The following is a 26,219-nucleotide window of genomic DNA, read 5'->3' as shown; positions in this document are numbered from 1 at the left end:
TCAGGGCACCTCCAATTTTCCGACCAGCGGAACGTCATCCTGCAAACTTACCGAATGACGCTCGATCATGCGATGCACGACCGGGTCGCCCTCGCCAATATGCAGGGCGCGCAGTTCGGCGGTGACTTCGGCATCGGACTTGGTGCGGCGCAGGTTGTGGCGGACATATTCGTCCCATGTCGCGATGTGATAGCTTTCCGACCAAAGATCGGGATGTTCCAAATCGCGCAGCAGCGCCCAGTTCCGGGCGCCGTCACGGCGGCGGATATTGCGCCGCTTCTGCATCAGGCGCAGGAATTCGGGAACATCCTTCTGCGCGATCCGGTAATCGACCATGATCATGATCGGGCCGGACCGCCCGCGCAGATCCAGCCGCAGCGCCGGTTCCTGAAAGCGGTTGGCGGGATCGAGATCGGCCTTGCCGAATTCCGGCGCGCGGAACCACAGCCCGACCAGCGCGCCCGCCGCAAGAAACGCCCCCGCCATGGTCAGGGCGGTGCCCAGCCCCTGCGCACCAGCCACGCTGCCCCAGATCCACGAGCCCGCCGCCATGCCGCCGAATGTCGCCGTCTGATACAGTGCCAGCGCGCGCGCCACGACCCATCGCGGGGTGGAAAGCTGGACGGTCACATTGAACAACGACAGTGCCAGAACCCATGACGCGCCCGCAGGCAGCATCGCCAATGCATGAAGCCAGACCGATTGCGTCTGCCCCAGGATCGCCGCCGCAAGGGCAAAGCCCAGGAAGGCGACGCGGATCACGATCTCGTTGTCGAAGCTTTCCCGGATGCGCGGGTTGAACATCGCGCCCATGATCGCCCCGATCCCGAAACAGCCGAGCAACCCGCCAAACAGCAGCGAGCCGCCCTCGGGATGGCTCTTGGCGATCAGCGGCAGCAGCGCCAGAACCGACACGCCCGCAAAGCCGAACAGCGCCGCCCGCAGGATGACCCGCAACAGGTTGGGCGACAATGCGACATAGCGCAGCCCCGCACCCACCGCCGCGACAAAGGGTTCCCGTCGTATCGTCCGGGGCGCGACATCCGGCTTCCATCGCGCCAATGCACCGATCAGCGCAGGTAGCTCATGGCGTTCACGGTAAAGGCCGCCGCCGCGCCAAAACCGGCAACGATGAAGCCGCCGGCGGCCGGACCGACGCTGCGCATCAGGTTGAAGCCCACCGAATTCAGCGTCACCGCCGCGGGCAAGTCCTCTCGCGGAACGAGATCGCCCATGCTGGCCTGCCAGGGCGGGTTATACAATGCCTGCCCCGCCCCGATCAGGAAAGTAAAGCCCAGAAGCAGCCAGGGTGTCAGCCACCCCTGCCACGCCACGAATGCCAGCAAGGCGGAGATCAGCAGCATCAGGCTCTGCGCGGCCAAGAGCAGCAGCTTGCGGTCGAACAGATCCGCCAGCGCCCCGGATATCAGGGCCAGCAGCATGATCGGCAAGGTATTCGACGCCTGGACCAGCGCGATCAGCGTCGCGCTCTCGGTCAGTTGGGTCATCAGCCATGCGGCGCCGACCGCCTGCACCAGCCCACCGAAATTCGACGCCAGGGTCGCCCCCCACAGGATACGGAAATCATGGTGCCGAAAGGGCGCGAAGGCCGAGGACCGGGGAGTATCTTTATGTCTCACGTCAAATGTCTTTGCTGGTTTCGGGTCAGCTTAGTCACGCGCCTTCCGAAGGGCAATCGGCCCTGTCGGGATGGGATGGGCGCAGCCCGGCCCGCCGGACGGAATTGCCGTGGAGGAATCGCCAGATGATGCACATTCACGTGAGCTTTCCGCGAAACAGGATAAAGCCGCCGTGATCATATGCGCCCATTGGTTGTATTTATGTTTCAATTTCTCCTTTTGGGTGAATTTACTAGGATCGATTAGCCACAGATCCTCATCAATTCCCATCGTGAACGGCCGCCGGGGTTGACTGCCCAACCCCGTGACAGGCTGATGGAATGAGCTCGAATCGCGTATGGTTCTGCTGCCATACCGGATTCGCGACAAAGACGTTGCCTCGGATGCGCCGCTTTTCAGCGTATCTGCTGCCGAACAAGGAAATTGACGATGCGCTTCGCTTACCTGCTTGCAGTGGTGGCTTTCGGCCTCTCCGCCTGCGGCCCCACACAACCCACCGCCATCAATCTCGCCACCGGAGACGTGCCCTCGATCTATCAGGCCCGCACCGATACCGGCCCGAATGGCGAATCGATCGAGATTCCCGCGGTGCGCGCCGCCTATCTGAACGAACGCAACAAGCGCCAGCGCGTGCCCTATAACGGCCCCGAGGCTCCCGGCACGATCGTTGTCGACCCCTATGCCCGCGTGCTCTATCACGTGATGGAAAGCGGCGAGGCAATGCGCTTCGGCATCGCCGTGGGCCGTGCCGGCAAGGGCTTCACCGGCAATGCGGTCGTCTCGCTCAAGAAGAGATGGCCAAGCTGGACGCTACCCAGAACATGATCCGCACCGAACCCGAGCTTTACGCGCAATTCGCGGGCGGCCTGCCCGGCGGCGTCGACAACCCCCTGGGGTCGCGTGCGCTGTATCTCTATCGCGGTGGCCGCGACACCTATTACCGTATCCATGGCACCATGGATCCCTCGTCGATCGGCAAGGCCACCTCGGCAGGCTGCATCCGCCTGTTCAACCAGGACATCATGGATCTGTTCGACGAAACCGGGAATGGCACCCGCGTAACGGTGCGCAGCCAGGCCGACAGCCTTCGCTACGAGGGCCCATTGATCGAAACCCCGGAAGGCTATGTCATCCCGGCAAGGGAACAGGCACAGGCAACCGCTGCGGCTGCGACCTCGGCCACTCAGGAACCGCTGGTTGAGAGCGCTGTTCCGGCGCGATGATCCGCATCCGCAGTTTCATGCGTTTTTCCGGCCCCGATCCATGATCGGGGCCATTTCAATTGCAAATCCGCGAACTCTCACGCAATCTGCGCAGCAAGACCGATAGCCTTCATAAAGGGCCGCCATGCCGAATTACCGGAAACTCGAACAAGAGACCCTGCCCGCCGGGGAGCGGTCACTGGCCGCCGCCAGCAGGCAACCCGCCATCGCCGCGCTGAGCGTGGCCGATCTGATGCGCCTGATCGACGATCTTGGCAAGGCGGCCGCAACCGCTGGCGAGCCGGGCAAGAATGGCGAGGTCTCGCGCGCTGATCTGCTTGGCGCGGCCCTGCGCCGCTGCACGAACGAGCGCCGCCGCCGCGGCCTGACACCGGACGGCAAAGCCAGGAACACCACCGGCGCCAAGCCCGTCACGCCCAAACCCGCCACAACCGGGCGGACGGCCACGGCCAAGACGAAAACCGCAGCGCGCGGCGGCACCCGTAAACCCGCCGGCCGCAAAACATCGGAAACCCGCAAACCCGACCAGCGAACCGGGTCGCGCCGCGTCGCCAAGGCTTCCGCAAAACCTGTCGCAAGAATACCGGCGCCCCCCGTATCGCCGCCAGCACCCGCCACCGAAAGCGGCGCCGCAAAGGCCGACGCGACGTCACCGGCCCCGGTCACCCCTGTCGAGGCAGCCGAGAAAGCCGCCAGGAAGGCTGCCAGGAAAGTCGCCAAGCAGGCCGAAAAAGAGGCCCGCAAAGCGGCGAAGCAGCTTGAGAAAGACGCCCGGCGCGCCGCCATGAAAGCCGCGAAAGCAGCCGAGAAGGCCGCGAAGAAAGCGGCAAAGAAGGCTGCCCGCAAGGCCGCAAGCGCTGCGAAGAAACCCAAAAAGCCGAGCAAGAAGGGATAGGCGGGGACCCAAGGCATTCCCGCGGAAACCGGAAACGGTTTCGACAGGAGATGCCGCGGAAATCCGGCTGGATGATTTGCCTCACGATGCGTCATTTCATATCGTTTATCTTGATCTTGCTCGCTATCTCTGGCCAGGCCTTGGCACGGCCCGCCGTGGATACTGTCAAGGGCAACCCGCCAGCCCGGACCAGCGAAGAGAAGCGCTGCTCGGATGACGGGCGCGACTGTGTCCGGCTGGACCATTACACCAGAGATGTCTGCCAGTTGATCGAACGCAATGCCGCCGAGAACGGGCTCGACCCGAATTTCCTCGCGCGCCTGCTCTGGAAGGAAAGCCGGTTCGAGCCCGGCGCGGTCAGCCCGGCGGGGGCCCTGGGGATAGCCCAGTTCATGCCGGGCACCGCCGATCTCTACGATCTGGACGATCCGTTCAACCCGGCGCAGGCGATCCGCAAGGCCGCGTGGTATCTGGACTACCTGCGGGACAGTTTCGGCAATATCGGGCTGGCCGCCATCGCCTATAACGGCGGCGAGAATCGTGCCGCGCGCTTCATCGCCAAGCAGACCACGCTACCCTATGAAACACTGGATTATGTCGAGGCGATCACCGGTTTCGACGCCCTGCGCTGGCGCGACAACCCGCCCGGCGATGGTGACCTGAAACTGGACCTGACCCCCGAGATGGAGTTCCGCCCCGCCTGCGAGAAGATGGCGGGCGATCGCAGCCTGCGCGAATTCATCATCCAGCCCCGTGTCTTTCCATGGGGCGTGATCGTCGCCAGCCATCCAAGCCGGTCCGGTGCCATTCAACAGGTCACCCGCCTGAACCGCAGCCTGAACCCGATCCTCGGAGGCAAGCGCGTCGGCTATGTCCGCAAGAAGCTAAGCGGCATGCCGCGCCCCATCTATACCGCCCAGATCGGCTATGAAAGCAGGCGCGAAGCCGCAAGTTTCTGCCTGAAATTCAAGAAGATCGGCGGACGCTGCATCGTGCTGCGGAACTGACCGTCAGACCGTTCGGGGATTCACCGCTCGCAGGCGATACCGTCGCCATCCCGATCCAGCCCGTATACATCCGGCCCGACGACATGGATCGGTCCCCGGACATATTCGGGGCCGTTTCCGCTGCCGCCGGCGCAATCCACGTCACTGGCGACCGGAACGCATGCCCCCTCGTAGCTCGGATGACAATCCTGCGCGATGGCAGGGCCTGCAAGAAAAACCATGAAAACAAGATACCGCATTAACCAACTCCTTTCCTGGTAGATGCGGCGATCTTCCGGCCATTGGCAAGGGCCGATTTCCCTTGCGATCCAGTTTCAATCGCAAGGATAGCGTTGAACCACCTATGCAACGCTCGCTGCCTGTGCAGGGGTTGCGCGGCCAGATTCCCGGTATTGGCGGCCTGAACTGCCGCGTTGCTACGCGGGCAAGACCAGCAAGGCTATCGGCCGGATTCTACAAAAAGCTTTGCGGATCGATATCCACGGCCAGCCGCAGATTGCTTGGCGGCTTGTGCGGTGCCAGCCAATCGGCAATCGCCGCCTGCAGCGGGGCCTGGCGCGGTGCGTGGATCAACATCCGCATCCGCTGACGGCCCCTGACCCGCGCGATCGGAGCCGGTGCAGGCCCCCATAACTCGGCCCCGGCCTCGCGCAGAATCCCCGCGTTTTCCGCCAGTTGCCGCGCGAATGCCGAGACCGTGGCCAGGTCGGGATGCGACAGGATGATCCCCGCCAACCGCCCGAAGGGCGGCATCCCGACCGCCTGGCGCGCCGCCGCCTCGGCATCCCAGAAACTCTCGTCCTCGCCCGACAGGATCGCCCGGATGACCGCGTGATCGGGCTGATGTGTCTGCAGCATCGCCACGCCCGGAGCCTGCCCGGATTGCCGCCCCGCGCGCCCCGCCACCTGCCGCATCAACTGGAAGGACCGTTCTGCCGCGCGCAGATCGGCGCCCTGCAGCCCAAGATCGGCATCGATGACACCCACCAGCGTAAGCCGTGGGAAATTATGCCCTTTCGCGACGATCTGTGTGCCGATGATGATATCCGTATCGCCCTCGGCAATCGCCGCGATGGTCTCTTTCAGCGCCCGCGCCGAATGGAACAGGTCCGAGGAAAGAACTGTCGCCTTGGCCTCGGGAAACCTTTCCGCGACCTCTTCGGCGATGCGTTCGACGCCGGGTCCGATAGGCGCCAGCTTGCCCTCCACCCCGCAGGACGGGCAGGCGGTGGGGATGGCCCGCGTCTCGCCGCATTGGTGACAGACAAGGCGGTTCTGGAAACGATGTTCGACCATCCGCGCATCGCATTGATGACAGCCGATCTGCTCGCCACATGCCCGGCAGACCGTCACCGGCGCGAACCCCCTTCGGTTCAGAAACAGCAGCGATTGCTGACCCTGTGCCAGCCGCGTCTCGACCGCCCCGGCCAAAGTCGGAGAGATCCAGCGCCCCGAAGGCATGTCCTCGGCCCGCAGGTCGATGGCGGTCATGTCGGGCAGTTCCGCCTCGCCATAGCGCGAGCGCAGATCGAGCCGCCGGTATTTCCCGGCTCCCGCATTCACCCAGCTTTCAAGGCTTGGCGTCGCCGAGGCCAGCACCACCTGCGCCTTGCAGATCGAGGCCCGCAGCACCGCCATGTCGCGGGCATTGTAGTAGACCACGTCCTCCTGCTTGTAGCTGCCGTCATGTTCCTCATCGACGACGATCAGCCCTAGGTCGCGAAAGGGCAGGAACAGCGCCGAGCGCGCACCGACCACCAGCCCGACCTCTCCGCGCCCGGCCATATGCCACAGGCGGCGGCGCTCGGTGCGGGTGATGCCGCTGTGCCATTCGCCGGGACGCGCGCCGAAACGTGCCTCGACGCGTTCCAGGAACTCGGCCGAAAGCGCGATTTCCGGCAGCAGGACAAGCGCCTGCCTCCCCTGCACCAAACATTCGGCGACGGCCTCCAGATAAACCTCTGTCTTGCCCGAGCCGGTGACGCCGCGCAGCAGCGTGGTGCCATAGCCTCCTTCGTGGATCGCGCCGCGCAGACTGTCGGCGGCGGCCTGCTGATCCTCGGCAAGCGGTTTTCCGGGCAGCGATGGATCGAGACGCGGATAGGGCAGATCGCGCGGCGCCTCTATCTCGGCCAGCGTGCCTTGCGTGACAAGGCCCTTGACCACCGATGTCCCGACCCCGGCCAGTTGCGCCAGCTCGGACGGCGCGAAACTGGCCCCGCCGTGATCGTTCATGACCTGCAGGACGCGCGAACGCGCCTCGGTCATCCGGTCGGGGGGCTCGCCGGCGGGCACGATGACGCGGCGGGCGGCGGGCGGTTGGTCCAGATCCGGCGCGCGCGTGGCCATGCGCAGCATCAGGGGCGGCGGTGTCAGGGTGTAATCGGCGGCGCGGATCAGGAAATCGATAAAGCCGGGCTGGAACGGCTCTGCCTCCAGCGCCTTGCCGACCGGGCGCAGCTTGGCCAGATCGAAATCGCCGGTTCCCTCGCCCCAGACCAGCCCCAGCACCCGGCGCGGCCCAAGCGGCACGCGCACGAGTTGCCCTTGCCTGACGCCATCCTCGGGCGCCAGGTAGTCCAGCACGCCCACGGGTTCGGTCGTCAGCACGGCAATCCGGCTGCGCGGCGGAAAATAGGCGGGCGGGCTGTCATGGCTCATTGCGCAGATAAAGCCGACCTGACGGGCAGGTTGCAAGCCCGCGCATCACGGGTTGTCCCTCTTTCCGACGGACCCCATCTGGAGTATGACGCTCACGAACCGCCACAAAGGGAGCCGGACCATGAAATTCTTTGTCGATACCGCAGATGTTGCCGCTATCAGGGAGCTCAATGATCTGGGCATGGTGGATGGTGTGACGACCAACCCCTCGCTGATCCTGAAAGCCGGGCGCGACATCACCGAGGTCACCCGCGAGATCTGCGAGATGGTGGATGGCCCGGTCAGCGCCGAGGTCGTGGCCGAGAAGGCCGAGGACATGATCCGCGAAGGCAAGACGCTGGCCAAGATCGCCGACAATATCGCCGTGAAGGTGCCGCTGACATGGGACGGGCTGAAAGCCTGCCGCGCGCTGTCGGACGAGGGCCATATGGTCAATGTCACCCTGTGCTTCTCGTCTGCGCAGGCGATCCTGGCGGCGAAGGCCGGTGCGACCTTCATCAGCCCCTTCATCGGCCGGCTGGACGACATCCACCTGGATGGGGTCGAACTGATCGCCGATATCCGGGAAATCTACGACAATTACGGCTACGAGACAGAGATCCTCGCGGCCTCGATCCGCTCGGTCAACCATATCATCGAGGTTGGCAAGATCGGCACCGATGTCATCACCGCGCCGCCCGCCGTCATCAAGTCGATGGCGAACCATATCTTGACCGACAAGGGTCTGGCGCAGTTCAATGCCGATTGGGAAAAGACCGGTCAGAAGATCGGCTGAGAACGGCATGACATCGAAAGGGGCAGGAATGACGTTGGAACTCGATCAGGAGATTCGAGACAAGCTTCTGGCCGATCCCGGCGCCATCCTGGCCGATCGCGACCTGATGCGGGCACTTGTCGATGCGCGCGAGGCCGAGATCGGCGAGAATGTCATCGACATTCGCGGCCGCGCGATGGAGGCGCTGGAAACCCGGCTCGACCGGCTCGAGGCGCAGCATGAAAGCGTGATCGCCACCGCCTATGACAACCAGTCGGGAACGGCGGTGGTGCATCGAGCGGTGATCGGCCTGCTGGAAGCCGCTGATCTGGAGGAATTCATCCACAGCCTTCAGACCGAGATCGCGCCGCTTCTGCGGATCGAGACCCTGCGGTTGGTGGTCGAGGAAATGCCGGCAATCCAGGGCCTGCCCGAGGATGTGATCGTCACGCCTGAAGGCAGTATCGACCAGATCATCGCCGCAGGCCGCCGCGCGCCCCGCGGTGACGACATCATCCTGCGCCCCGCCGAATCCATCACCAAGCCGGCCCATGCCCGTGAAGTCGCCTCGGAGGCGTTGCTGCCTCTTGACCTGGGGGCCAAGCGCCCAAAGGCGATGCTGCTGATGGGCAGCGCCGACAAGTCGCGCTTCATGCCCGCCCATGGCACCGACCTGCTGCGGTTCTTCGGGCAGGTGTTCCGGCTGGTGCTGATCATGCGGCTGCGGGCATGACCTCGCCCGGCCCGCTGGCCCTCGCTCCCGCCATGGCGGATGCGCTGGCCCGCTGGCTGGAGATAGAGGCCGCGACCCGCGACCGTTCCGCTCATACCATTACCGCTTATCGCGCCGACCTGCTGGCCTTCCTCGGTTTCCTGGGCGGGCATCACGGCGAGGCTGCCACGCCGAAATCGCTGGCCTCCCTGCGGCAGGCGGATATGCGCGCCTTCGCCGCCTCTGAACGGGCGCGGGGGCTGGGTGCGCGTTCCTTGGCGCGAAGGCAATCGGCGGTGCGCAGTTTCCTGCGCTGGCTCTCGGATCGCGAAGGGTTCGACCTGTCAGCCGCGCTCTCGGCCCGCAGCCCGAAATATGCCCGCTCCCTACCACGCCCGCTCTCGCCGGATCAGGCGCAGGATGCGCTGGACATGGTTGCGGTGGGGCATGACACGCCCTGGGTCGCCGCCCGTGATGTCGCGGTGATGACGCTGCTTTGGGGCTGCGGTTTGCGAATATCCGAGGCTTTGGGGCTGAATGGCTGCGACTGGCCCTTTCGCGAGGCGCTGACGATTACCGGCAAGGGCGGCAAGGAACGGCATGTGCCGATGCTGCCCGTAGCCCGCGATGCGGTGGCCGAATATCTGCGCCTTTGCCCGTGGCGGCTGACCCCCGATCAGGCACTGTTCCGGGGCGTGCGTGGCGGCAGGCTGGGATCGGATGCCATCGCCACCGCGCTGCGTAGCGCTCGTGCCGCCCTGGGACTGCCACCTTCGGCCACGCCCCATGCGCTGCGCCATTCCTTCGCCACCCATCTGCTGGCCGCCGGAGGGGATCTGCGCACCATCCAGGAACTCCTGGGCCATGCCAGCCTGTCCACGACGCAGGTCTATACCGGCGTAGATGATGCCCATCTGATGGCCGTCTATCGTGCCGCCCATCCGCGGCGCTGATTCAGCGCTGAAGTTGCACCGGATCATGCGCCATGGCGGCCTCGCGATCCACGACCCGATCCGCCGCCCATGCGCCGATGAAGAAGCAGACCGTCGCCAGCAGCAGCGGCCCGACGAAGATCGACACGCCCGTGACTCCGGCGCCGATCGCGCAGCCACCCGCAAGCACGCCTCCGAAACCCATCAGCGCCCCACCGCCAAGAGAGCGCAGCATTTGCGGAACGCTGTGATAACCCTCCAGCCGCAATTCTCCGCCGACCAGCGCGCCAAGGAACGCCCCGAGAAACACTCCGGGGATCAGGCCAAGGCTGAAATCCAAAGCGAATTCGGCAGTCATCAGCGACAGCACGACATTCGCCGAAGGCGCCGCGAAAGTGGCCGAGACCACGCCCAGAGGCTCGAACGAGACCAGCGATTGCGTATAGGTCAGCACCCAACCGATGGTGATGGCGATTCCCGTGATCACTGCAAAGATGCCCGCAGCACGCCCGATCCGCACGCGTCCGGCCAGAGCGATTGCCGCAAGCAGCATGATTGCGCCGATCAGAACCCCGGCCAGCGGCCCCGCGCCGAATTCGGCCAGCAATTCCATGTTGCGGCCTCCGGCGGTCATCGACATTCCGTTTACCCATTGCCGCACCGGGGCAAGGAAACCCGCAATGGTGAACTGCGCGACCAGCGCAAAGACCAGCCCGGCCAGCATGCAGCGCAGATTTCCGGAGCCTGCCAGAACCAGAAGCCTTCCCGAACAGCCCCGCGCCAGCACCATGCCGATGCCAAAGATCAATCCACCGATGACGGCTCCGGACCAGCTTCCGGCGAAATTCATCAGTTGCGCCGTATCCGCGTCGAACAGTCCCGCCATCCGCGCGCCCTGCGCCGACAGCACCGCCGCCCCGACTGCCATCAGCCAGACTGCCATACGCGGCCCCGGACGGCCTCGCGCCAGCTCCACCGCCGCCGAACGCAGGCAAAAGGCCGATCGCTGCGCCGCAAAGCCGAACAGCGCGCCAGTCAACAGCCCTATCATCAGCGCCGTGGTCAGATCGCCCAAGCGCTCGGATATGTCGGTCAGCAATGTGGGCAGATCCATGGCGGGATTCCTCTGGCAGATAGGCGGCTGCAAAATGGCTTGTTGGCGATCTGACCGCAAGTGCCGGCGGAATCACCCCCGTTCCGCGATGTCCCGCCAGCAAGCCCGGCGATCACCGGGGCGGGAATTGGCGGCATGGACGGCGCGCGCAATCGCCCGTGCCAGAACCGATGCCGCCGCATGACCAAGCAGGAACGAATCCGCGAGTGGATCCCGCATGGGCGTCGCTCCGGTCGAGACGGCAAATACCAGATCGCCATCAAGCGGCGTGTGGCTGGGGACCAGCGCCCGGGCCAGCCCGTCATGCGCCGCTGTCGCCAGCCTTTGCAGACCGGCCTTGTCCATCGCCACATCGGTCGCGACGATGGCAATGGTGGTGGCTTCGCCCGGGCGCTTGAAGGGCAAGGGTTCGACATCGGCGGGAAATTCGGCCGGCAGTCCGAGGCCGCCAAATTCGCCCTCCAATTCCCACGGAGCAGCCCAGAAATGCGCCGTATCGCCTACCGTGGCCGAGCCGAGCGCGTTGACGGCCACCAACGCCCCCACCGTCATCCCGTTCTCCAGCACCGCCGAGGTCGAGCCCAGACCGCCCCACAAGCGTGCGGTCATGGCTCCGGTCCCCGCACCTTCACTGCCGATGGCAAATTCCGAAGTCGCGGCCTTGTAAGCCCGCAAGCCCAATCCGGGATAGGGGTTTTCTGCCCAATCCTTCTGTCCGCCATTGAGCAGGTCGAACAGAATCGCACCGGGCACGATCGGCACCCGTGCCTCGCCCACGGCAAAGCCGCGGCCCTCCGCAGCCAGCCCTGCCATCACCCCGTCACAAGCAGCCACGCCGAATCCGGACCCTCCCGACAGCACCAGCGCATCGACCTGTGACACCAGCTTGTCGGGCGCCAACAGGTCGGTGTCCCGCGTTCCCGGCGCGCCGCCCATGACATGCACCGAGGCGGCGAAGGGTGCGTCGCCGGTCAGCACGGTCACGCCGGAACGCAATTCCGCGTCCTGCGCATTGCCGACCCGCAGGCCGGTGACATCGGTGATCAGATTGCGGGGTCCCGGTCTCATCCTGGCTCTCCTCTTGCCATCGGCAGTCTGGGCAAGGCTCGCATCCGCCGCAAGCCGGGAAATCTTTACTTTGCCGGAACCGATCCCTATCTGATGCCGTCATGGCCAAGGAAAGCGAAAACAAGAACTACAAGGTGATCGCCGAGAACCGGCGGGCGCGTTTCGATTACTTCATCGAAAGCGACCTGGAGGTTGGCATCATGCTGACCGGATCGGAGGTGAAATCCCTGCGCACCGGCCAGTCGAATATCGCCGAAAGCTATGCCTCCATCGAGAATGGCGAGCTGTGGCTGATCAACGGCCATATCGCCGCGCTGTCCAATGCCGGTGTCTTCGGGCATGAGGAACGCCGCAAGCGCAAGCTGCTGGTGAGCAAGCGGGAACTTGCGCGGCTGTGGCAGGCCGTCGGACGGGAAGGGATGACGCTGGTGCCGCTGGTCATGTATTTCAACCATCGCGGGCTGGTAAAGCTGAAGATCGGCGTCGCCAAGGGCAAGAAAATCGCCGACAAGCGCGAGACCTCGGCCAAGCGCGACTGGAACCGGCAGAAGCAGCGATTGCTCAAACAGGGGGGATGAGATCAATCCCGCCATTGCAGCCTGCCCCTTCCGCCTGTAAATCGGGCCAGTACCGACAAGGGGGGTGCGGATGCAGGACGATCCGAAAACGCTGGTTTCCACCGAATGGCTGGGCAAGCATCTGAACGATCCCGATCTGCGGGTGATCGACGCAAGCTGGCATATGCCCGCAACTGGCCGCGATGCCCGCGCCGAATATGACGCCGCGCATATCCCCGGCGCACGCTTCTTCGACCTCGACGAGATTTCCGACAAGCGCAGCGCCCTGCCGCATATGGCCCCTCCGGTCGAGATGTTCATCAGCCGGATGAGGGCGATGGGCGTGGGTGACGGCCACCAGGTGGTGGTCTATGACAATTCCGATGTCCGCAGCGCCGCCCGTCTCTGGTGGACTTTCCGCCTGATGGGCAAGACCGACGTGGCGGTGCTGGATGGCGGCTTCGCCAAATGGCAGGCCGAGGGCCGCCCGGTCGAGGACATGCCGCCGGTCTTGCGCGACCGTCACATCACCGTGCAGCGTCAGGCGGGGCTGGTGCGCGACGTGACACAGGTCGCCGCTGCCTCGAAGCTGGGCGATCACGAGATCATCGACGCGCGTGCCCCGGAACGTTTCCGCGGCGAGGCCGACGAGCCGCGCCCCGGCCTGCGGGCCGGCCATATTCCGGGCGCGAGGAACCTGCCCTTCGGCCATCTGCTGAACAAGGACGGCACGATGAAGTCCCCCGATGCCCTTCGCGCCGCATTCGAAGCAGCCGGGGTGGACCTGTCGAAACCCGCCATCACCAGTTGCGGCAGCGGCGTGACCGCGGCGGTCCTCAGCCTCGCGCTGGAGCGGATCGGCCACCGCAACCATTCGCTCTACGACGGAAGCTGGACCGAGTGGGGCAGTTTTCCCGACCTCGAAATCGCAACCGGAGACGCCTGATGCTGACAGATCTGAAACCGCAAGCCGCCGACAAGATCCTGATGCTGATCGAGGAATACAAGGCCGACACGCGCCAGGGCAAGATCGACCTGGGCGTCGGGGTCTACAGGAACCCCGAAGGCGTGACCCCGGTCATGCGCGCGGTCAAGACCGCCGAGCAGCGGATCTGGGAGGCGCAAACCACCAAGGCCTATACCGGCCTTGCCGGCGAGCCGGAATTCCGCAACGCCATGGCGCAGATGGTGCTGGGCGAGGTGCCGTCCGACCGACTCGCCTCGTTGGCCACGGTTGGCGGCACCGGCGCTGTCCGCCAGGCGCTGGAACTGGCACGGTTGGCCAATCCCGGCGTGACCGTCCATGTCTCGGATCCGACATGGCCCAACCATCTGTCGATCATGAAATTCATGGGTCTGCCCTTTGTCGAATACCGGTATTTCGACAACGACTCCCGCGGCGTCGCTTTCGAGGCGATGAAAGAGGATATCGCCAGGGCCGGAAAGGGCGACGTGGTGCTGCTGCATGGCTGCTGCCACAACCCGACCGGCGCCAACCTGACGGCGGAGCAATGGGAGGAAGTCGCCGCGATCCTGGAAAAATCCGGGGCAGTGCCCTTGATCGACCTTGCCTATCAGGGTTTCGGCGACGGGCTGGATGCCGATGCCGCCGCCACCCGCCTGCTGGCGACGCGCCTGCCCGAGGTGCTGATCGCGGCGTCATGCTCGAAGAATTTCGGCATCTACCGCGAACGGACCGGCATCCTGATGGCGCTTGCCGAAAACAATTCCGCCCGCGATCTGAGCCAGGGCTCCCTCGCCTTCCTGAACCGGCAGACCTATTCCTTCCCGCCCGATCACGGTGCCCGCATCGTCAGCACCATCCTGACCGACGAGGGGCTGCGCGCCGATTGGGCATCGGAACTGGAGGATGTCCGGAACGGCATGCTGGCCCTTCGCGAACAGCTCGCCTCGGAACTGCGCGACCTGTCGGGCAGCGACCGCTTCGACTTCATCGCCCGGCATCGCGGCATGTTCTCGCGTCTCGGCGCCACGCCCGAACAGGTGAGCAAGCTCAAGACCGATGCGGCGATCTACATGGTCGGCGATTCGCGCCTGAATATTGCCGGGCTGAACCGCGACACCGTGCCGGTCCTTGCCCGCGCCATCATCGACGCCGGAATCTGACCGCTTCTTCTTTGCCCAAATATCTTCGGGGGAACCCAGCCCGGATGGGCTGGGTGGGGGCGGACAGCCCCCACCACCGATGCAATCAGCGCTGCACCAGCTTTTTCTCGATATAGTCCCGCAATTCCTCGATCTCGGCACGGCTGATGCGAAGCGCGTCCATCGTCGCCTGCAGATCCGCATCGGCGGACGCGAGCTTGCCCATCAGTTCCGCCTCGCGCCCCTCCAGCCGCGCCACGGCCATATCCCGCTCGTCCTCGGCTTCGTGAAGCTGCTGGGCCATGCGGTCCAGTTCGGTCATGCCCGCCCTTGTCGGACGCGTCAGGCGCTGGACAATCAAACCGACAAGCCAGCCCACCACAAAGGTTGTGAACAGGATAACTGCCGTGGCGGCGATGAATTCGGTACGGTTCATTCTTCGGTGGCTTCACTTTGTTCAATATTGCCGTCACCGCTTTCCCCTCCGCCTTCGGCCGTGCCGGGGCGTGGCGCGGGACGAGGGGTGCCGTCATCGGGCGTCTGAACCGGCAGCCTAATATTTTCTTCGCGTTCGTCCAGTGCCTGGAACTCTTCGCTGGCGCCAACCGTTGCCGGAGCGGCGCCCGGGTTCATCTTCGCCGGCGGCAAATCCGGACCGGCCATCTCTTCCTCGGCTTCCGGTGCCTCTTCGGTTTGCATATGTATCTCGACATCCGGATCGGGCTCCGGCACTTCACCTGTCGTGCCCTCGACGGTCACCGGCGCGGGCAAGGGTTCGCTGCGGACAGGTTGTTCGGAGATCAGGCGGAATTCGATCCGGCGGTTTTCCTCGCGGCCTTCCTCGGTGTCGTTGCTGGCGATGGGCTGGCTTTCACCATAGCCGCGCGAGGTCATGTTCGTCACATCGATCCCCGCATCGGACATGGCGCGGACCAGGGCCTGGGCGCGGGACCGCGACAGGTCCGCGTTGAAGCCTTCCGAGCCCTGCGAATCGGTATGGCCACCGGCCTCGATCTGGAAATCGGCGCAATCGCCCATGACCTTCGCCAGGCGATCCAGGGTTTCGGTGGGGTCGCCCGCGATGGTCGACCTGTTCGGCTCGAAGCCGATCGCCGCCTCGGACATGATGATATTCAACCGGTTTACGCATTCCTTGCCGTCAGGCAGCGCCAGGGCCGGATCGAGCCGGCGGTCATATCGGATCGAAAGCTGGTACTTGGCACCGGCACCAAGACGTTTCGACAACGCGGCAGCGGCATGTTCCGCCGCACGCGGATCACCCGAATCCCCCGAAAGCTCTATCGTCTCGGGGGAAACCTTGACCGAGCCCTTTTCCAGCCCGTCAAGCGCCTCTAGCCCCGCGATCACCCTCACCGTCCAACCGCCGGGTGTATTCCCGTCGCTGCGCAGACTGTCCTGGACGGATGCGAATCTTGCCCGCGCGAAACTATCGACCGCCTCGCGCATCTGCTGGTCGGTAATGCGGCCGCGCATCGCCATCTCGCGCCCCGCCGACATGGTCGCGACGAACTCGGCCGGTCCCGCCGGGGCATCGGAGGCCTCTTCCAGATGGGCATTCAACGAGAAGACCGCCGGCAATGCCCGTTCGAGATTGGCAACCACCTTGTCGAAATCGGATCGTTCCACCCCCGCAGGCACCGTCAACGCGATATCGGCATCAGAAATGGTCACGGTGCCCTGTTGCAACGCGGCAACCGCTCCGATCACGGCAACCGCCGCATCCGCCCATTCCGGCGCAGGTGCGCCAAGCGCCAGGGCACAGCCGGGCGTTCCCTTGACCCCGGCCCGCATGGCAGCCGCAAGGATGCGTTCGCGACCCTCTTCGTGATCGGCTGCGCATGCGTCGAAGCGCGCACCCTGCTCGTCGATCATGAAACGCAGAGTGAAGGGTGCCATGACCGGGCGCGGCGCGGAGATATTCGTCTCAAGTTTTACCGAAGCGGGCAGCGAGCGGTTCAGTTCCATCTCCAGCCGGCCTTTCTCGGCCCTGCTCTCGGCGAGCGCCTCGATGCTCACCGCACCCGCCGCGATCGAGATCTTCGCATGTGGCGTCAATTGCGCTGCCCGCAAGCCATAGGTGATCGCCGCGTCCCAGTTCTCGGGCGCCGGATAATCGGCGTTTTCCAACAGATCGGCAACTTTCGGGGCGGCGGTCTCGTTCTGCAGGGTTTCGACCAGTGCCGCCCGGTCGGTCGAAGCGGGAACCAGCCCGATCAGCGAGATCCCCTCGTCATTGCGCAGCAATTCCACCTTGAACGCCGGAGGAAGTGCCGCGTCAACGGCCGCCACGGTCATGTCATCGACGATCCTGCTGGAATCGACCACGGTCCCGGCCTGCGTCATGGCACGGAACCGCTCCACTTCGCTTGGCGCGGTTCCCGACAGCAGCACCTGCAGCCCGTCACTTCGAACTCCGACCCAGTCCTGCCCCGCATCGGCCAGAACGCTCCGCACCTGGGCCTCGGAGCGCCGTTCCATGAAATCCGCCGCCTCACGCGCACCGAACCAGCTCAATCCACCGATTCCAGCCAAAACGACAAGTGTCATCAAGGAACTGGATACGCGTTTGCGGGACGACGCCATGAACGGCACCTCACGATTGTTGCAGGCCGGATCGGTCTAGCCGCGCCCTCGGCCCGGCGCAATCATGCAAGCCCCGCCAAAGCGAGGAAAATTGCCAGCACAAGACCTGCATCACGGTTCGACCGGAACAGGCGCAGGCAGATATTGTTCTGATCCGGTTGGAAATTTCGCAGCTGCCAGAACAGATGGCCCGCAAAGCCGGCCAATCCGATCCAGCCTATCAACAGATTGCGACCCGTGAGTGAGATCGCGACCGCCAGAAGCAGGACCGCCAGCAGGGCAAACCCGGCGAGGATGCGCGGACTGTTCTCGCCGAACAATCGGGCGGTGGACTTGACCCCGATCAGCGCATCATCCTCGACATCCTGATGGGCATAGATGGTGTCGTAAAAGATCGTCCAGGCGATGCCCGCGAGCCACGCGATCACAGGGGCGAGGTCAAGCCGCCCCATATGCGCCGCGTAGGCCAGCATCACCCCCCAGTTGAAGGCGAGGCCAAGGAAAATCTGCGGCCACCATGTGAACCGCTTGGCAAAGGGATAGATCGCCACCAGAGCCAGCGAGGCTATCCCCATCCAGATCGCCGCCTTCCCCAATGTCAGCAGGATCACGAAGCCCACCAGCCCCTGGGCAATCAGCCACAGATAGGCCCCGCGCAGCGTCACCCGCCCCGAGGGCAGGGGTCGCGATCTCGTGCGGGCAACCTTGGCGTCGATATCCCGGTCGGTAATGTCGTTCCATGTGCAGCCCGCCCCGCGCATCACCAGCGCGCCAAGCCCGCAGGCCACCGCGATCCACAGATCGCGCCAAGCGGGCGCATCCGCCATCATCGCCAGCCCTATTCCCCACCAGCAGGGCAGCAGCAACAGCCATGTCCCGATGGGCCGGTCGGCCCGGCTCAGATGCAGCCAGGCCCGCCATGTTTCTGGCGCGTATCGGTCAACCCAATTTCCCTTGGGCGCATCCGCGACGGTGTCTGGCTTTTTCGTCTGGCTTTGCATAGCGTCTGCCTGTCATGGCGAAGATAAGACTGTTTATAGATCACCCCCTGGCCACGGGACAACCCGTCACGCTGGAAGCCCCGCAGGCGCATTACCTGTCGGGCGTCATGCGGCTGCGCGCCGGAGAGGTCATATCGGTCTTCAACGGCCGCGACGGGGAATGGTCGGCAAGCATTGCCGAGGCGGGCAAACGTGGCGGCAGCCTTGAACTGCTGGAGCAAACCGCACCGCAGCGCGACCCGCCCGATCTCTGGCTGCTATTCGCGCCGATCAAGAAGGCCCGCACCGATTTCATCGTCGAGAAGGCGGCGGAACTGGGTGCGGCCCGGATCCTGCCCGTTCAGACCGATTTCACCAATTCCGAACGTATCCGGCAGGATCGTCTGCAAGCCCATGCCGTCGAGGCGGCCGAGCAATGCGGCGGCACCTATGTGCCAGGCGTGGACGATCTCGTGCCGCTGGCCCGACTGCTGGACGGTTGGGACGAAACCCGCCGGATCATCTGGGCGGATGAGGCCATGGCGGGTCCGGCACAGACCCTTGCGGGACTACCCCCCGGTCCATGGGCTATCCTGATCGGACCCGAAGGCGGTTTTTCCGAGGCTGAACGATCCCGCATCGCAGCCCTGCCCTTCGTCACGCGAATCAGTCTCGGCCCACGGATCCTGCGTGCAGACACGGCTGCCGTAGCGGCAATGACTTTGTGGCAGGCGGAGCTGGGCGATTGGAGTTGATCGGGCATTGCCCGAAAATTATCCGGATCACTCCAAGTATCGCTGCAATGCAGCATTCCGTTAGGCTTTAATTAGCCTGCAAAAATCGCATAGCGGCTTTGCCGATTCTGCGCCTACAATTCTGCGGCTGCACAATCTATCTCCGGTTTATCCGAAACCTGCCCATTGATCGGGCAATATGAAAACAGGTGATATGATGTCCGCCATCGAAACGAACCGCAGCTTTGCAGTTGGGGGTCTTGGCAGTGTCGTCGCAAATCTCGCTTCGCTGATCGGGTCGTGGAATGACACGCGCCAGACCCGCCGCGAACTGAGCCGCCTGTCGGACCGCGAACTGGACGATATCGGCCTGAACCGCGGCGACATCGAGCGGATTGCGCGCGGCCTCTGAGCCAAGCCATCAGATGAACGAACCCCCGGATGCATGAGCTCGCGGGGGTTTTTTCATGCCTGGACGACAGAACCGGCCTTAATCGTTTCTCTTTTGCATCTCGGACAGGACGAACAGCCGCAGCGCGGTGGCAAGCCCGATCCCCGAGGGGCGATTGCGGTCGATCTGGCCGATAAGCGTTGCCCGCGTCATGCCAAGCCGGTCCGCCTCTTGCCCCAGGGCGCGCCAGAACGCGTCCTCCAGCGAAACCGATGTCCGATGCCCCTCGATCGTGACCGAGTGCTTGAGCGGTGGGGTCATCGGCGGCAGATCAATCATCGCGCTTATGGGCCTCATGCGCCCGTCCGGTCCGCTCATCCTCGGCCCGGCGCGCCGCGCGGGCATGTTTCGCCTCGCCGTATTTGGCGGCGTTGGCATCGCCCTGCGCGCGCTTTTCATCGCGGGCCCGCTGCTTGCGGGCCTGTCGCAGGTTGACCGGCCTGGTCACGCCGCCCCCTCGGGCTGCTGCATGAGCTGCCAACTGACCCCGAAGCGATCCGCCACCCATGTAAAACGAGGCGAGAAGGGATAGGCGTCAAGCGGCATGAAAACCTGCCCACCCTCTCCCAATATCCCGGCCAGCCGGTCCACATCCTCTGCCCGGTCACAAGCGATGACCAGCGAGATCGCCGGGGTAAAGGTGAAATCATGCGTCATCGGGCTGTCGAAGAGGAACAACGTCTGCCCGGCAACGGTAACCTGAACACGGCGGGGTTCACCCTCTCCCGACAATTCCTTGATCACCATATCGGGAAAGGCGCGGGACCAGAGCGAGATGGCATCCGCCAACTCACCCTGGAACATCAGTTGTAGGGTCGCCGCAATCATTCCTTGGGTCCGATCATGTCCTCCGGCCGGACGATCCGGTCAAAGGTCTCGCCATCCACGAAACGAAGCGCGATGGCTTCTTCGCGCAAGGTGGTGCCGTTTTTGTGCGCGGTCTTGGCCACCTTGGTCGCGTTGTCATAGCCGATGGTCGGCGCCAGCGCCGTCACCAGCATCAGCGATTCCTTCATCAGTTTCTCGATCCGCGCGGTATTGGCCTTGGTTCCCACCACCATGTTATCGGTGAAGGAACCTGCCGCATCACCCAGAAGCTGCATGGATTGCAGCACGTTATAGGACATCATCGGGTTATAGACGTTCAGTTCGAAATGCCCCTGGCTGCCGGCAAAACCCACCGCGGCATCGTTGCCCATCACATGGGCGCAGACCATGGTCAGCGCCTCGGCCTGGGTCGGGTTGACCTTGCCGGGCATGATCGACGATCCCGGCTCGTTCTCGGGCAGGATCAACTCGCCCAGACCCGAGCGGGGGCCGGAGCCGAGCAGGCGGATGTCATTGGCAATCTTGAACAGCGATGCCGCCACGGTCTTGAGCGCGCCCGAAAAGAACACCATCGCGTCATGGCCCGCCAGCGCCTCGAACTTGTTCGGCGCGGTGACGAAGGGCAGATCGGTGATCTTCGCGATCTCGGCCGCGATGGCCGTGTCCCAACCCTTCTTGGTGTTCAGCCCGGTGCCGACCGCCGTGCCGCCCTGCGCCAGTTCATAGATATGCGGCAGGGCCAGCTTGACGCGCTCGATCCCCATCTTCACCTGATGGGCATAGCCGCCGAATTCCTGCCCAAGCGTCAGGGGCGTGGCGTCCTGCGTATGGGTGCGGCCGATCTTGATGATATCCTTGAATTCCTGCGACTTGGCGACCAGCGCCTCGTGCAGTTTTTCCAGCCCCGGCAGCAGCACATCGCGCGCCATCATGCCGATGCCCACATGCATCGCGGTCGGGAACGTGTCGTTCGAGGACTGCCCCATGTTGCAGTGATCGTTCGGGTGAACAGGGTCTTTCGATCCCTTCTCGCCGCCAAGAATCTCGATGGCGCGGTTCGAGATCACCTCATTGGCATTCATGTTCGACTGCGTGCCCGAACCTGTTTGCCACACGACCAGCGGGAAATTGTCGTCGAACTTGCCCTCGAACACCTCGGTCGCGGCCTGCTCCATCGCGCGGCCGATCCGTTCGTCCAGCCTGCCCTCGGCCATGTTGATCCGCGCCGCCGCCAGCTTGATCGCCCCCAATGCGCGGATGATCGCGACCGGCTGACGCTCCCACCCGATGGGGAAATTCAGGATCGAGCGCTGCGTCTGCGCCCCCCAGTATTTCGAGGCGTCAACCTCCAACGGGCCGAAGCTGTCGGTTTCGGTGCGGGTCTTGGTCATGGTGAATGGCTCCCTCGCGGTTTCGCGGCGTTTTTAGCCCCCGCGGCAGCGATAAGCAATCGGCATGCCATTGTATGCTGAACGAGGTCTTTATTCCTGCCGGAACACATAGACCCGTGCGGGCGGCAGATTCGCCCAGATGCGTCGGCTGCGTTCATGGCTCAGCCCGAAACGGCGGCGGGTCGCCTCGGAAAGCGGAGGCAATGGGCCATAGGTGATCTGCACGAAGGGCGCGCCGGGGCGCATCACCGACAGCGCGGCACCGACGATCGCGGCCTGCAATTCGTCCGGCATCGGCAAGGTCGGCACGCCCGAGATGACCGCATCAAAGGGCTCACCGGCGCGATTGGCCATCTCCTGCGCGGGATGGTTGTGAACACGAGTTCCCGGAAAGCGGGACCGCAGCCGGTCGCAAAAGGCCGCGTTCAACTCGTAGAGATCCAGCCGTTCGGGCGGCAGGCCGCGGGCCAGGATCGACCGGGTTACCGTGCCGGTTCCGGCACCGATCTCGGCCACGGCGCGCATATCGGGCGAGACAAGGCGCGCCATCTCGCGGGCGGTGGCCCGGCCGGTGGGAATAACGGAACGAATTTCGGATGGACGGCGGATGAACTGGCCAAGAAACAGCGGCAAATCCGACATGGCGATCTCCTGCAATTATGCCGAATCCCGGCTTATTGCAGGCAGGTGACAGGCGTGTGACGGGTTATTTGCGCCAACGGTCGAGCTGCACGACTTCGCCGCCGCCCGGAGGATCATCCGGCCCGTCGTCCTCGTGATCCGGCCCGTCGTCCTCGTCCGGTTCGTCCTCGTCGCTGTCCTGGGTCTCGAAGCGCAGGCCGAATTCCACCGATGGATCGACAAAGGTCCGCAATGCATCGAAGGGCACACGCATCGGCTCGGGCGAATTGCCGAAATTGAGCGTGATGTTGAAACCCTCTTCGTCGATGATCAGGTTCTCGAACCAGTGCTGGATGACGATGGTCATTTCCTCAGGATAGCGTTCGCGCAGCCAGTCGGCCATCTCGACGCCATCTTCGCGGGTATCGAAAGTGATGAAGAAATGATGCTCGCCAGGCAGGCCGTGCTCGGCCACGTCACGCAGGACATCCGCGATCAAGCCCTGCATCGCGCGATGCATCATTCCACCGTAATCAATTTCGGACCGGGTCATTCAGCCTTCCTTCTTCGACAGGGTCAGCATAGGCAAATGACCGTCGATGAAAAGGGGCCTATTCGCACAACCGCACGACAATCAATGCCCCCTGTCCTCGCGCCCCCTTCCATCCGGCGAGTGCCTGCGTTAAACGCCAGCGACCGTAGGAAAGGAGGCCCCGATGGGCTACAAAGTCGTTGTTGCCGGCGCCACGGGAAATGTGGGCCGCGAAATGCTGAACATCCTGGCCGAGCGCCAGTTCCCGGTGGATGAAATTGCCGTCCTCGCCTCGCGCCGTTCGCAAGGCACCGAAGTCAGCTTTGGCGACAGGACCCTGAAGATTACGGATATCGAGCAGTTCGATTTCACCGGTTGGGATATCGCGCTGTTCGCCATCGGCTCGGACGCCACCAGGAAATATGCGCCCATCGCCGCCAAGGCGGGCTGCGTGGTGATCGACAACTCGTCACTCTATCGCTACGACCCCGACATTCCGCTGATCGTGCCCGAGGTGAACCCCGACGCGATCGAAGGCTATGCGAAAAAGAACATCATCGCCAATCCGAACTGCTCGACGGCGCAGATGGTGGTGGCGCTCAAACCGCTGCATGACCGCGCCCGGATCAAGCGCGTCGTCGTCTCGACCTATCAGTCGGTCAGCGGCGCGGGCAAGGAAGGCATGGACGAGCTGTGGGACCAGACCAAGGGCATGTATGTGCCTGGGCAAGAGGTCGCGCCCAGTAAGTTCCAGAAGCAGATCGCCTTCAACGTGATTCCGCAGATCGATGTCTTCATGGAAGACGGCTCGACCAAGGAAGAATGGAAGATGGTCGTCGAGACCAAGAAGATCGTCGATACCGCGATCAAGGTCACCGCGACCTGCGTGCGGGTGCCGGTCTTTGTCGGCCATGCCGAGGCGATCAATATCGAGTTCGAGGATTTCCTGGACGAGGACGAGGCCCGCGACATCCTGCGCGAGGCTCCGGGCATCCTGGTGGTCGATAAGCGCGAGCCGGGCGGCTATACCACGCCGGTCGAATGCGTGGGCGATTTCGCGACCTTCATCAGCCGCATCCGCCAGGATTCCACCATCGAGAACGGGCTCAACCTCTGGTGCGTCAGCGACAACCTGCGCAAGGGCGCGGCGCTGAATGCCGTGCAGATAGCCGAGTTGCTGGGCAATCGCATTCTCAAGAAGGGCTGAGACCCGACAGGTGTTCGACTGGATCACCAGCTTCATCGAGGGCGGCGGGGCATTGGCCATCGCCGCCCTCATGCTTTTGGAGAACGTCTTTCCGCCGATTCCCTCGGAACTGATCATGCCACTTGCGGGTTTCGGCGCGGCACGCGGCGGACCGGCCCTGTTCCTCGTCATCCTCGCCGGAACCGCCGGTTCGCTCGCCGGGGTGTGGCTATGGTATCTCCTGGGCCGGGCTTACGGTGCCGACCGGCTGCGCCGCATGATCGAACGCCATGGCCGCTGGCTGACGATGACCCCGGCCGAACTGGAACGGGCACAACGGTGGTTCGACCGTCACGGGCGTTCGGCGGTCTTCCTCGGCCGCCTGTTCCCGACTGTCCGCACGCTGATCTCGGTTCCGGCGGGGCTTGCGCGGATGTTCATGCCCCGCTTCATCCTGTTCTCGGCCCTCGGAAGCATTCTCTGGTGCAGCATGCTTGCCCTGGCCGGATATTGGCTGGGAGCACGCTACCAGCAGGTCGGCGCATGGCTGAACCCGGTTTCGACCGTCATCGCCGCCGCGCTGGTCGCCGGTTACCTCTGGCGGGTGATCCGGTGGCGGCCGGATCGCTGATCCGCCTCGGGTGCAACCCGGGGTTTGCCATTCGCACCGCTTCACGAAACCTGCGTCTGACGAAACGGGCGGCGCCGAACCGATGACAAGCCGCCGCCGCAGGCATCCGCCACGACCGGCGTGGCGTCAGACCGCTATCCAGCGCCTTCCGCCGTCTTCGGCTTGCCACAAGGTGCCTTCGCGGATGTCATGGACAAGGCCGTGCAATGACAATTCCCCGCTTGTGACGGCGGATTCCACGAAGGGGAATGTCATCAGGTTCCCGATCGAGACCAGCACCGCCTCGCGCTCCAGCGCGCTGACCTGCTGATCTTCGGGCAGGTCCTTCACCCGTTCGTAACCCGGGCGCAGGATATCCATCCAGCGGCCAACGAAGCTGGACTTCTCTTCCAGTTCGGGAGCTTGCCCCGAGCACATCGCGTGGCACCCGGCCACCCCGCCGCAACTCGTGTGCCCCACAACGATGAGATGCGCCACCCGCAGCGCCGCGACGGCATATTCGACCGCCGCCGAGGTGCCGTGCTGCTGCCCGTCCGGCGCATGGGGCGGCACCAGGTTGGCGATATTGCGGTGGATGAAGAACTCTCCCGAATCGGCGCCGAAGATGCTTGTGACATGCACCCGCGAATCGCAGCAGGAAATCACCATCGCCCGCGGCCTCTGGCCGTCTTCGGCCAATCGCCGGTACCATGCGCTGTTTTCGGCATAGGCGGTGGCTTTCCAGCCGTGATAGCGGCTGACCAGATATTGCGGCAGGGGGCGAACATTGTGCATGGCTGACCTCTCGCAAGTTTTCCGCTCGATAAACATCATTCTAACGGAATTCGAGAGGAATTATCACGCCATGAGTTGCTTTCCCGTGAGCGGCACCATCGGGAACCTGCGACAGACCGGCGCAATAGGGCAATTCGTGACCGGGATTGCCGGGTTTTCCGCCGTGACTTGCGGATGCCCGCGCATGGCCCCCTGCATGGCGGGTTGATCCGCCCTTGCCCCTCAAGCTTCCCGGGAAACCGGATATCTACAATTACAACCAAATTTCCGTTTCATCGCAACGTCTTCCTTAAGCTTTCCATGGCATTCACATGCGGCAATCATCGCGATATCCGCATCCATCGCGGCGCGGTGTTCCTGTCGTCACCGAACCCCGAAATGGCTCGAAGGAGGCCGGGAAGGGTCTGGAACATCTTGGAGATGCCAGCATGGCATATGTCAGGGCGCTGCCCTTGTCCGAACCCGTCCGCTTCGACAAGCGGCGCATGGCGGATATCGTCAACGAGCTGGGCGAACGAACCGCCCGGAACGTCATCGGGCTGACGCTCGAACAGCTTGCGGCGGCCCTGGCGGCAACCGACAAGGCATTGAGCCGTGAAGATTTTGCGAATGCCGTAACGCATGCGGAGGCCCTGGCACGGATGGCATGGCAAATCGGCCTGCCGTCGCTGGCGGCCGTCGCCCAGAATCTCGGGAATTGCATCGAACAACGCGACCCCATGGCCCTCGCCGCAGTTCGCGCCCGGTTGATGAGGGTGGGCGACAGCTCGTTTGCCAGGATGCGGGAAAACAGCGGCTTGGGCTGAGCCCATCTTGCG

30 protein-coding genes and 1 pseudogene are annotated in these 26,219 nt (G+C 64.1%); 16 read left to right on the top strand and 15 right to left on the bottom strand.

The annotated features are described in order from the left end of the window. A pseudogene (locus A7A09_RS08070) lies at positions 1–1,640 on the bottom strand (MFS transporter). A 429-nt stretch (positions 1,641–2,069) separates the two neighbouring features. On the opposite strand from A7A09_RS08070, the gene A7A09_RS22220 reads away from it, so the two are divergent. The 4 genes from A7A09_RS22220 (at position 2,070) to A7A09_RS08055 (ending at position 4,765) form a co-directional block, all read left to right on the top strand. Further along, complete coding sequence (locus tag A7A09_RS22220; protein ID WP_436277790.1) at positions 2,070–2,465, top strand: L,D-transpeptidase family protein; 396 nt, start codon at positions 2,070–2,072, stop codon at positions 2,463–2,465. Further along, positions 2,435–2,863 carry a L,D-transpeptidase gene (locus A7A09_RS22215; protein WP_436277789.1) on the top strand — a complete coding sequence of 143 codons (429 nt, stop codon included), beginning with the start codon at positions 2,435–2,437 and terminating at the stop codon, positions 2,861–2,863. Before A7A09_RS22220 ends, A7A09_RS22215 begins: the two co-directional genes overlap by 31 nt. A gap of 220 nt (positions 2,864–3,083) precedes the next feature. Beyond that, positions 3,084–3,758: a hypothetical protein gene (locus A7A09_RS08060; RefSeq protein ID WP_148043626.1), complete on the top strand. Its 675-nt coding sequence runs from the start codon at positions 3,084–3,086 to the stop codon at positions 3,756–3,758. A 155-nt stretch (positions 3,759–3,913) separates the two neighbouring features. Continuing rightward, complete coding sequence (locus A7A09_RS08055; RefSeq protein WP_245999226.1) at positions 3,914–4,765, top strand: lytic transglycosylase domain-containing protein; 852 nt, start codon at positions 3,914–3,916, stop codon at positions 4,763–4,765. Positions 4,766–4,785: 20 nt separating this feature from the next. Here A7A09_RS08055 and A7A09_RS08050 read toward each other — a convergent pair whose 3' ends face one another. Both A7A09_RS08050 and A7A09_RS08045 read right to left on the bottom strand, forming a co-directional pair. Then, positions 4,786–5,004, bottom strand: coding sequence for an excalibur calcium-binding domain-containing protein (locus tag A7A09_RS08050; protein WP_106690912.1), 219 nt, complete (start codon positions 5,002–5,004; stop codon positions 4,786–4,788). Positions 5,005–5,218: 214 nt separating this feature from the next. Continuing rightward, positions 5,219–7,426 (bottom strand): primosomal protein N', encoded by a 2,208-nt coding sequence (locus A7A09_RS08045; RefSeq protein WP_106690911.1) that lies wholly within the window; start codon positions 7,424–7,426, stop codon positions 5,219–5,221. A 121-nt stretch (positions 7,427–7,547) separates the two neighbouring features. Here A7A09_RS08045 and fsa point away from each other — a divergent pair, with 121 nt between their 5' ends. The 3 genes from fsa to A7A09_RS08030 are packed head-to-tail and all read left to right on the top strand — an operon-like array spanning position 7,548 to position 9,845. Next, on the top strand, positions 7,548–8,201 hold the full coding sequence (gene fsa / locus A7A09_RS08040) for a fructose-6-phosphate aldolase (protein WP_106690910.1): 654 nt from the start codon (positions 7,548–7,550) through the stop codon (positions 8,199–8,201). A gap of 28 nt (positions 8,202–8,229) precedes the next feature. Next, a complete protein-coding gene (locus A7A09_RS08035; RefSeq protein ID WP_245999225.1) occupies positions 8,230–8,913 on the top strand; it encodes a DUF484 family protein in 684 nt (227 codons plus the stop codon). Beyond that, positions 8,910–9,845, top strand: coding sequence for a tyrosine recombinase XerC (locus A7A09_RS08030; protein WP_106690908.1), 936 nt, complete (start codon positions 8,910–8,912; stop codon positions 9,843–9,845). The genes A7A09_RS08035 and A7A09_RS08030 overlap by 4 nt, the downstream gene beginning before the upstream one ends. Before the next feature lies 1 nt (position 9,846). On the opposite strand, the gene A7A09_RS08025 is transcribed toward A7A09_RS08030, so the two are convergent. Beyond that, positions 9,847–10,938 carry a YeeE/YedE family protein gene (locus A7A09_RS08025; RefSeq protein ID WP_106690907.1) on the bottom strand — a complete coding sequence of 364 codons (1,092 nt, stop codon included), beginning with the start codon at positions 10,936–10,938 and terminating at the stop codon, positions 9,847–9,849. Between the two features lie 72 nt (positions 10,939–11,010). Then, positions 11,011–12,006, bottom strand: a complete 996-nt coding sequence (locus tag A7A09_RS08020) for a P1 family peptidase (protein ID WP_106690906.1) — start codon at positions 12,004–12,006, stop codon at positions 11,011–11,013. A 101-nt stretch (positions 12,007–12,107) separates the two neighbouring features. Here A7A09_RS08020 and smpB point away from each other — a divergent pair, with 101 nt between their 5' ends. From smpB to A7A09_RS08005, 3 genes are all read left to right on the top strand, one after another. Continuing rightward, positions 12,108–12,584 carry an SsrA-binding protein SmpB gene (gene smpB, locus A7A09_RS08015; RefSeq protein WP_106690905.1) on the top strand — a complete coding sequence of 159 codons (477 nt, stop codon included), beginning with the start codon at positions 12,108–12,110 and terminating at the stop codon, positions 12,582–12,584. 70 nt (positions 12,585–12,654) lie between these two features. Continuing rightward, a complete protein-coding gene (sseA, locus tag A7A09_RS08010) occupies positions 12,655–13,509 on the top strand; it encodes a 3-mercaptopyruvate sulfurtransferase (RefSeq protein WP_106690904.1) in 855 nt (284 codons plus the stop codon). Next, positions 13,509–14,690 carry an amino acid aminotransferase gene (locus A7A09_RS08005; RefSeq protein WP_106690903.1) on the top strand — a complete coding sequence of 394 codons (1,182 nt, stop codon included), beginning with the start codon at positions 13,509–13,511 and terminating at the stop codon, positions 14,688–14,690. The genes sseA and A7A09_RS08005 overlap by 1 nt, the downstream gene beginning before the upstream one ends. An 85-nt stretch (positions 14,691–14,775) precedes the next feature. Here the strand turns inward: A7A09_RS08005 and A7A09_RS08000 are convergent, their stop codons facing one another. Together A7A09_RS08000 and A7A09_RS07995 are read right to left on the bottom strand one after the other, a co-directional pair. Further along, entirely contained in the window at positions 14,776–15,105 is a 330-nt protein-coding gene (locus A7A09_RS08000) for a hypothetical protein (RefSeq protein ID WP_106690902.1), read from the bottom strand. After that, positions 15,102–17,168 (bottom strand): OmpA family protein, encoded by a 2,067-nt coding sequence (locus A7A09_RS07995; RefSeq protein ID WP_245999224.1) that lies wholly within the window; start codon positions 17,166–17,168, stop codon positions 15,102–15,104. Before A7A09_RS07995 ends, A7A09_RS08000 begins: the two co-directional genes overlap by 4 nt. Between A7A09_RS07995 and A7A09_RS21390 the strand changes: the two genes are divergently transcribed. After that, complete coding sequence (locus A7A09_RS21390) at positions 17,167–17,313, top strand: hypothetical protein (protein WP_245999223.1); 147 nt, start codon at positions 17,167–17,169, stop codon at positions 17,311–17,313. The genes A7A09_RS07995 and A7A09_RS21390 overlap by 2 nt on opposite strands. A 22-nt stretch (positions 17,314–17,335) precedes the next feature. On the opposite strand, the gene ubiA is transcribed toward A7A09_RS21390, so the two are convergent. After that, entirely contained in the window at positions 17,336–18,274 is a 939-nt protein-coding gene (gene ubiA / locus A7A09_RS07990) for a 4-hydroxybenzoate octaprenyltransferase (RefSeq protein WP_106690900.1), read from the bottom strand. 14 nt (positions 18,275–18,288) lie between these two features. On the opposite strand from ubiA, the gene A7A09_RS07985 reads away from it, so the two are divergent. Together A7A09_RS07985 and A7A09_RS07980 are read left to right on the top strand one after the other, a co-directional pair. Next, a complete protein-coding gene (locus A7A09_RS07985) occupies positions 18,289–19,008 on the top strand; it encodes a 16S rRNA (uracil(1498)-N(3))-methyltransferase (protein WP_106690899.1) in 720 nt (239 codons plus the stop codon). A gap of 196 nt (positions 19,009–19,204) precedes the next feature. Continuing rightward, the gene (locus tag A7A09_RS07980; protein ID WP_106691062.1) at positions 19,205–19,399 is read left to right on the top strand and encodes a DUF1127 domain-containing protein; all 195 of its coding nucleotides are present in this window, start codon (positions 19,205–19,207) and stop codon (positions 19,397–19,399) included. A gap of 78 nt (positions 19,400–19,477) precedes the next feature. Here A7A09_RS07980 and A7A09_RS07975 read toward each other — a convergent pair whose 3' ends face one another. The 6 genes from A7A09_RS07975 to A7A09_RS07950 all read right to left on the bottom strand — a co-directional run bounded on the left by A7A09_RS07975 (position 19,478) and on the right by A7A09_RS07950 (position 22,831). After that, positions 19,478–19,735: a ribbon-helix-helix domain-containing protein gene (locus A7A09_RS07975; protein WP_245999222.1), complete on the bottom strand. Its 258-nt coding sequence runs from the start codon at positions 19,733–19,735 to the stop codon at positions 19,478–19,480. Then, on the bottom strand, positions 19,710–19,886 hold the full coding sequence (locus A7A09_RS07970) for a DUF4169 family protein (protein WP_106690897.1): 177 nt from the start codon (positions 19,884–19,886) through the stop codon (positions 19,710–19,712). The genes A7A09_RS07975 and A7A09_RS07970 overlap by 26 nt, the downstream gene beginning before the upstream one ends. Beyond that, entirely contained in the window at positions 19,883–20,266 is a 384-nt protein-coding gene (locus A7A09_RS07965; protein WP_106690896.1) for a VOC family protein, read from the bottom strand. Before A7A09_RS07965 ends, A7A09_RS07970 begins: the two co-directional genes overlap by 4 nt. Next, positions 20,263–21,657 carry a class II fumarate hydratase gene (gene fumC, locus A7A09_RS07960; RefSeq protein WP_106690895.1) on the bottom strand — a complete coding sequence of 465 codons (1,395 nt, stop codon included), beginning with the start codon at positions 21,655–21,657 and terminating at the stop codon, positions 20,263–20,265. Before fumC ends, A7A09_RS07965 begins: the two co-directional genes overlap by 4 nt. 90 nt (positions 21,658–21,747) lie before the next feature. Further along, positions 21,748–22,299, bottom strand: coding sequence for a class I SAM-dependent methyltransferase (locus A7A09_RS07955; protein ID WP_106690894.1), 552 nt, complete (start codon positions 22,297–22,299; stop codon positions 21,748–21,750). Positions 22,300–22,363: 64 nt separating this feature from the next. Then, positions 22,364–22,831, bottom strand: coding sequence for an SspB family protein (locus A7A09_RS07950; protein WP_106690893.1), 468 nt, complete (start codon positions 22,829–22,831; stop codon positions 22,364–22,366). A 163-nt stretch (positions 22,832–22,994) separates the two neighbouring features. On the opposite strand from A7A09_RS07950, the gene A7A09_RS07945 reads away from it, so the two are divergent. Both A7A09_RS07945 and A7A09_RS07940 read left to right on the top strand, forming a co-directional pair. Continuing rightward, positions 22,995–24,017 (top strand): aspartate-semialdehyde dehydrogenase, encoded by a 1,023-nt coding sequence (locus tag A7A09_RS07945; protein WP_106690892.1) that lies wholly within the window; start codon positions 22,995–22,997, stop codon positions 24,015–24,017. A gap of 10 nt (positions 24,018–24,027) precedes the next feature. Further along, complete coding sequence (locus A7A09_RS07940; RefSeq protein WP_106690891.1) at positions 24,028–24,627, top strand: DedA family protein; 600 nt, start codon at positions 24,028–24,030, stop codon at positions 24,625–24,627. 126 nt (positions 24,628–24,753) lie between these two features. Here A7A09_RS07940 and A7A09_RS07935 read toward each other — a convergent pair whose 3' ends face one another. Continuing rightward, entirely contained in the window at positions 24,754–25,401 is a 648-nt protein-coding gene (locus A7A09_RS07935) for a carbonic anhydrase (RefSeq protein WP_106690890.1), read from the bottom strand. A gap of 428 nt (positions 25,402–25,829) precedes the next feature. Between A7A09_RS07935 and A7A09_RS07925 the strand changes: the two genes are divergently transcribed. Next, positions 25,830–26,207, top strand: coding sequence for a hypothetical protein (locus A7A09_RS07925; protein WP_106691061.1), 378 nt, complete (start codon positions 25,830–25,832; stop codon positions 26,205–26,207). The last annotated feature ends 12 nt before the right edge of the window (positions 26,208–26,219 follow it).

This window comes from Paracoccus methylarcula, from assembly GCF_003007735.2.
Classification (GTDB): Bacteria; Pseudomonadota; Alphaproteobacteria; order Rhodobacterales; family Rhodobacteraceae; genus Paracoccus; species Paracoccus methylarcula.
This window is presented reverse-complemented; position numbering and strand designations above follow the sequence as displayed.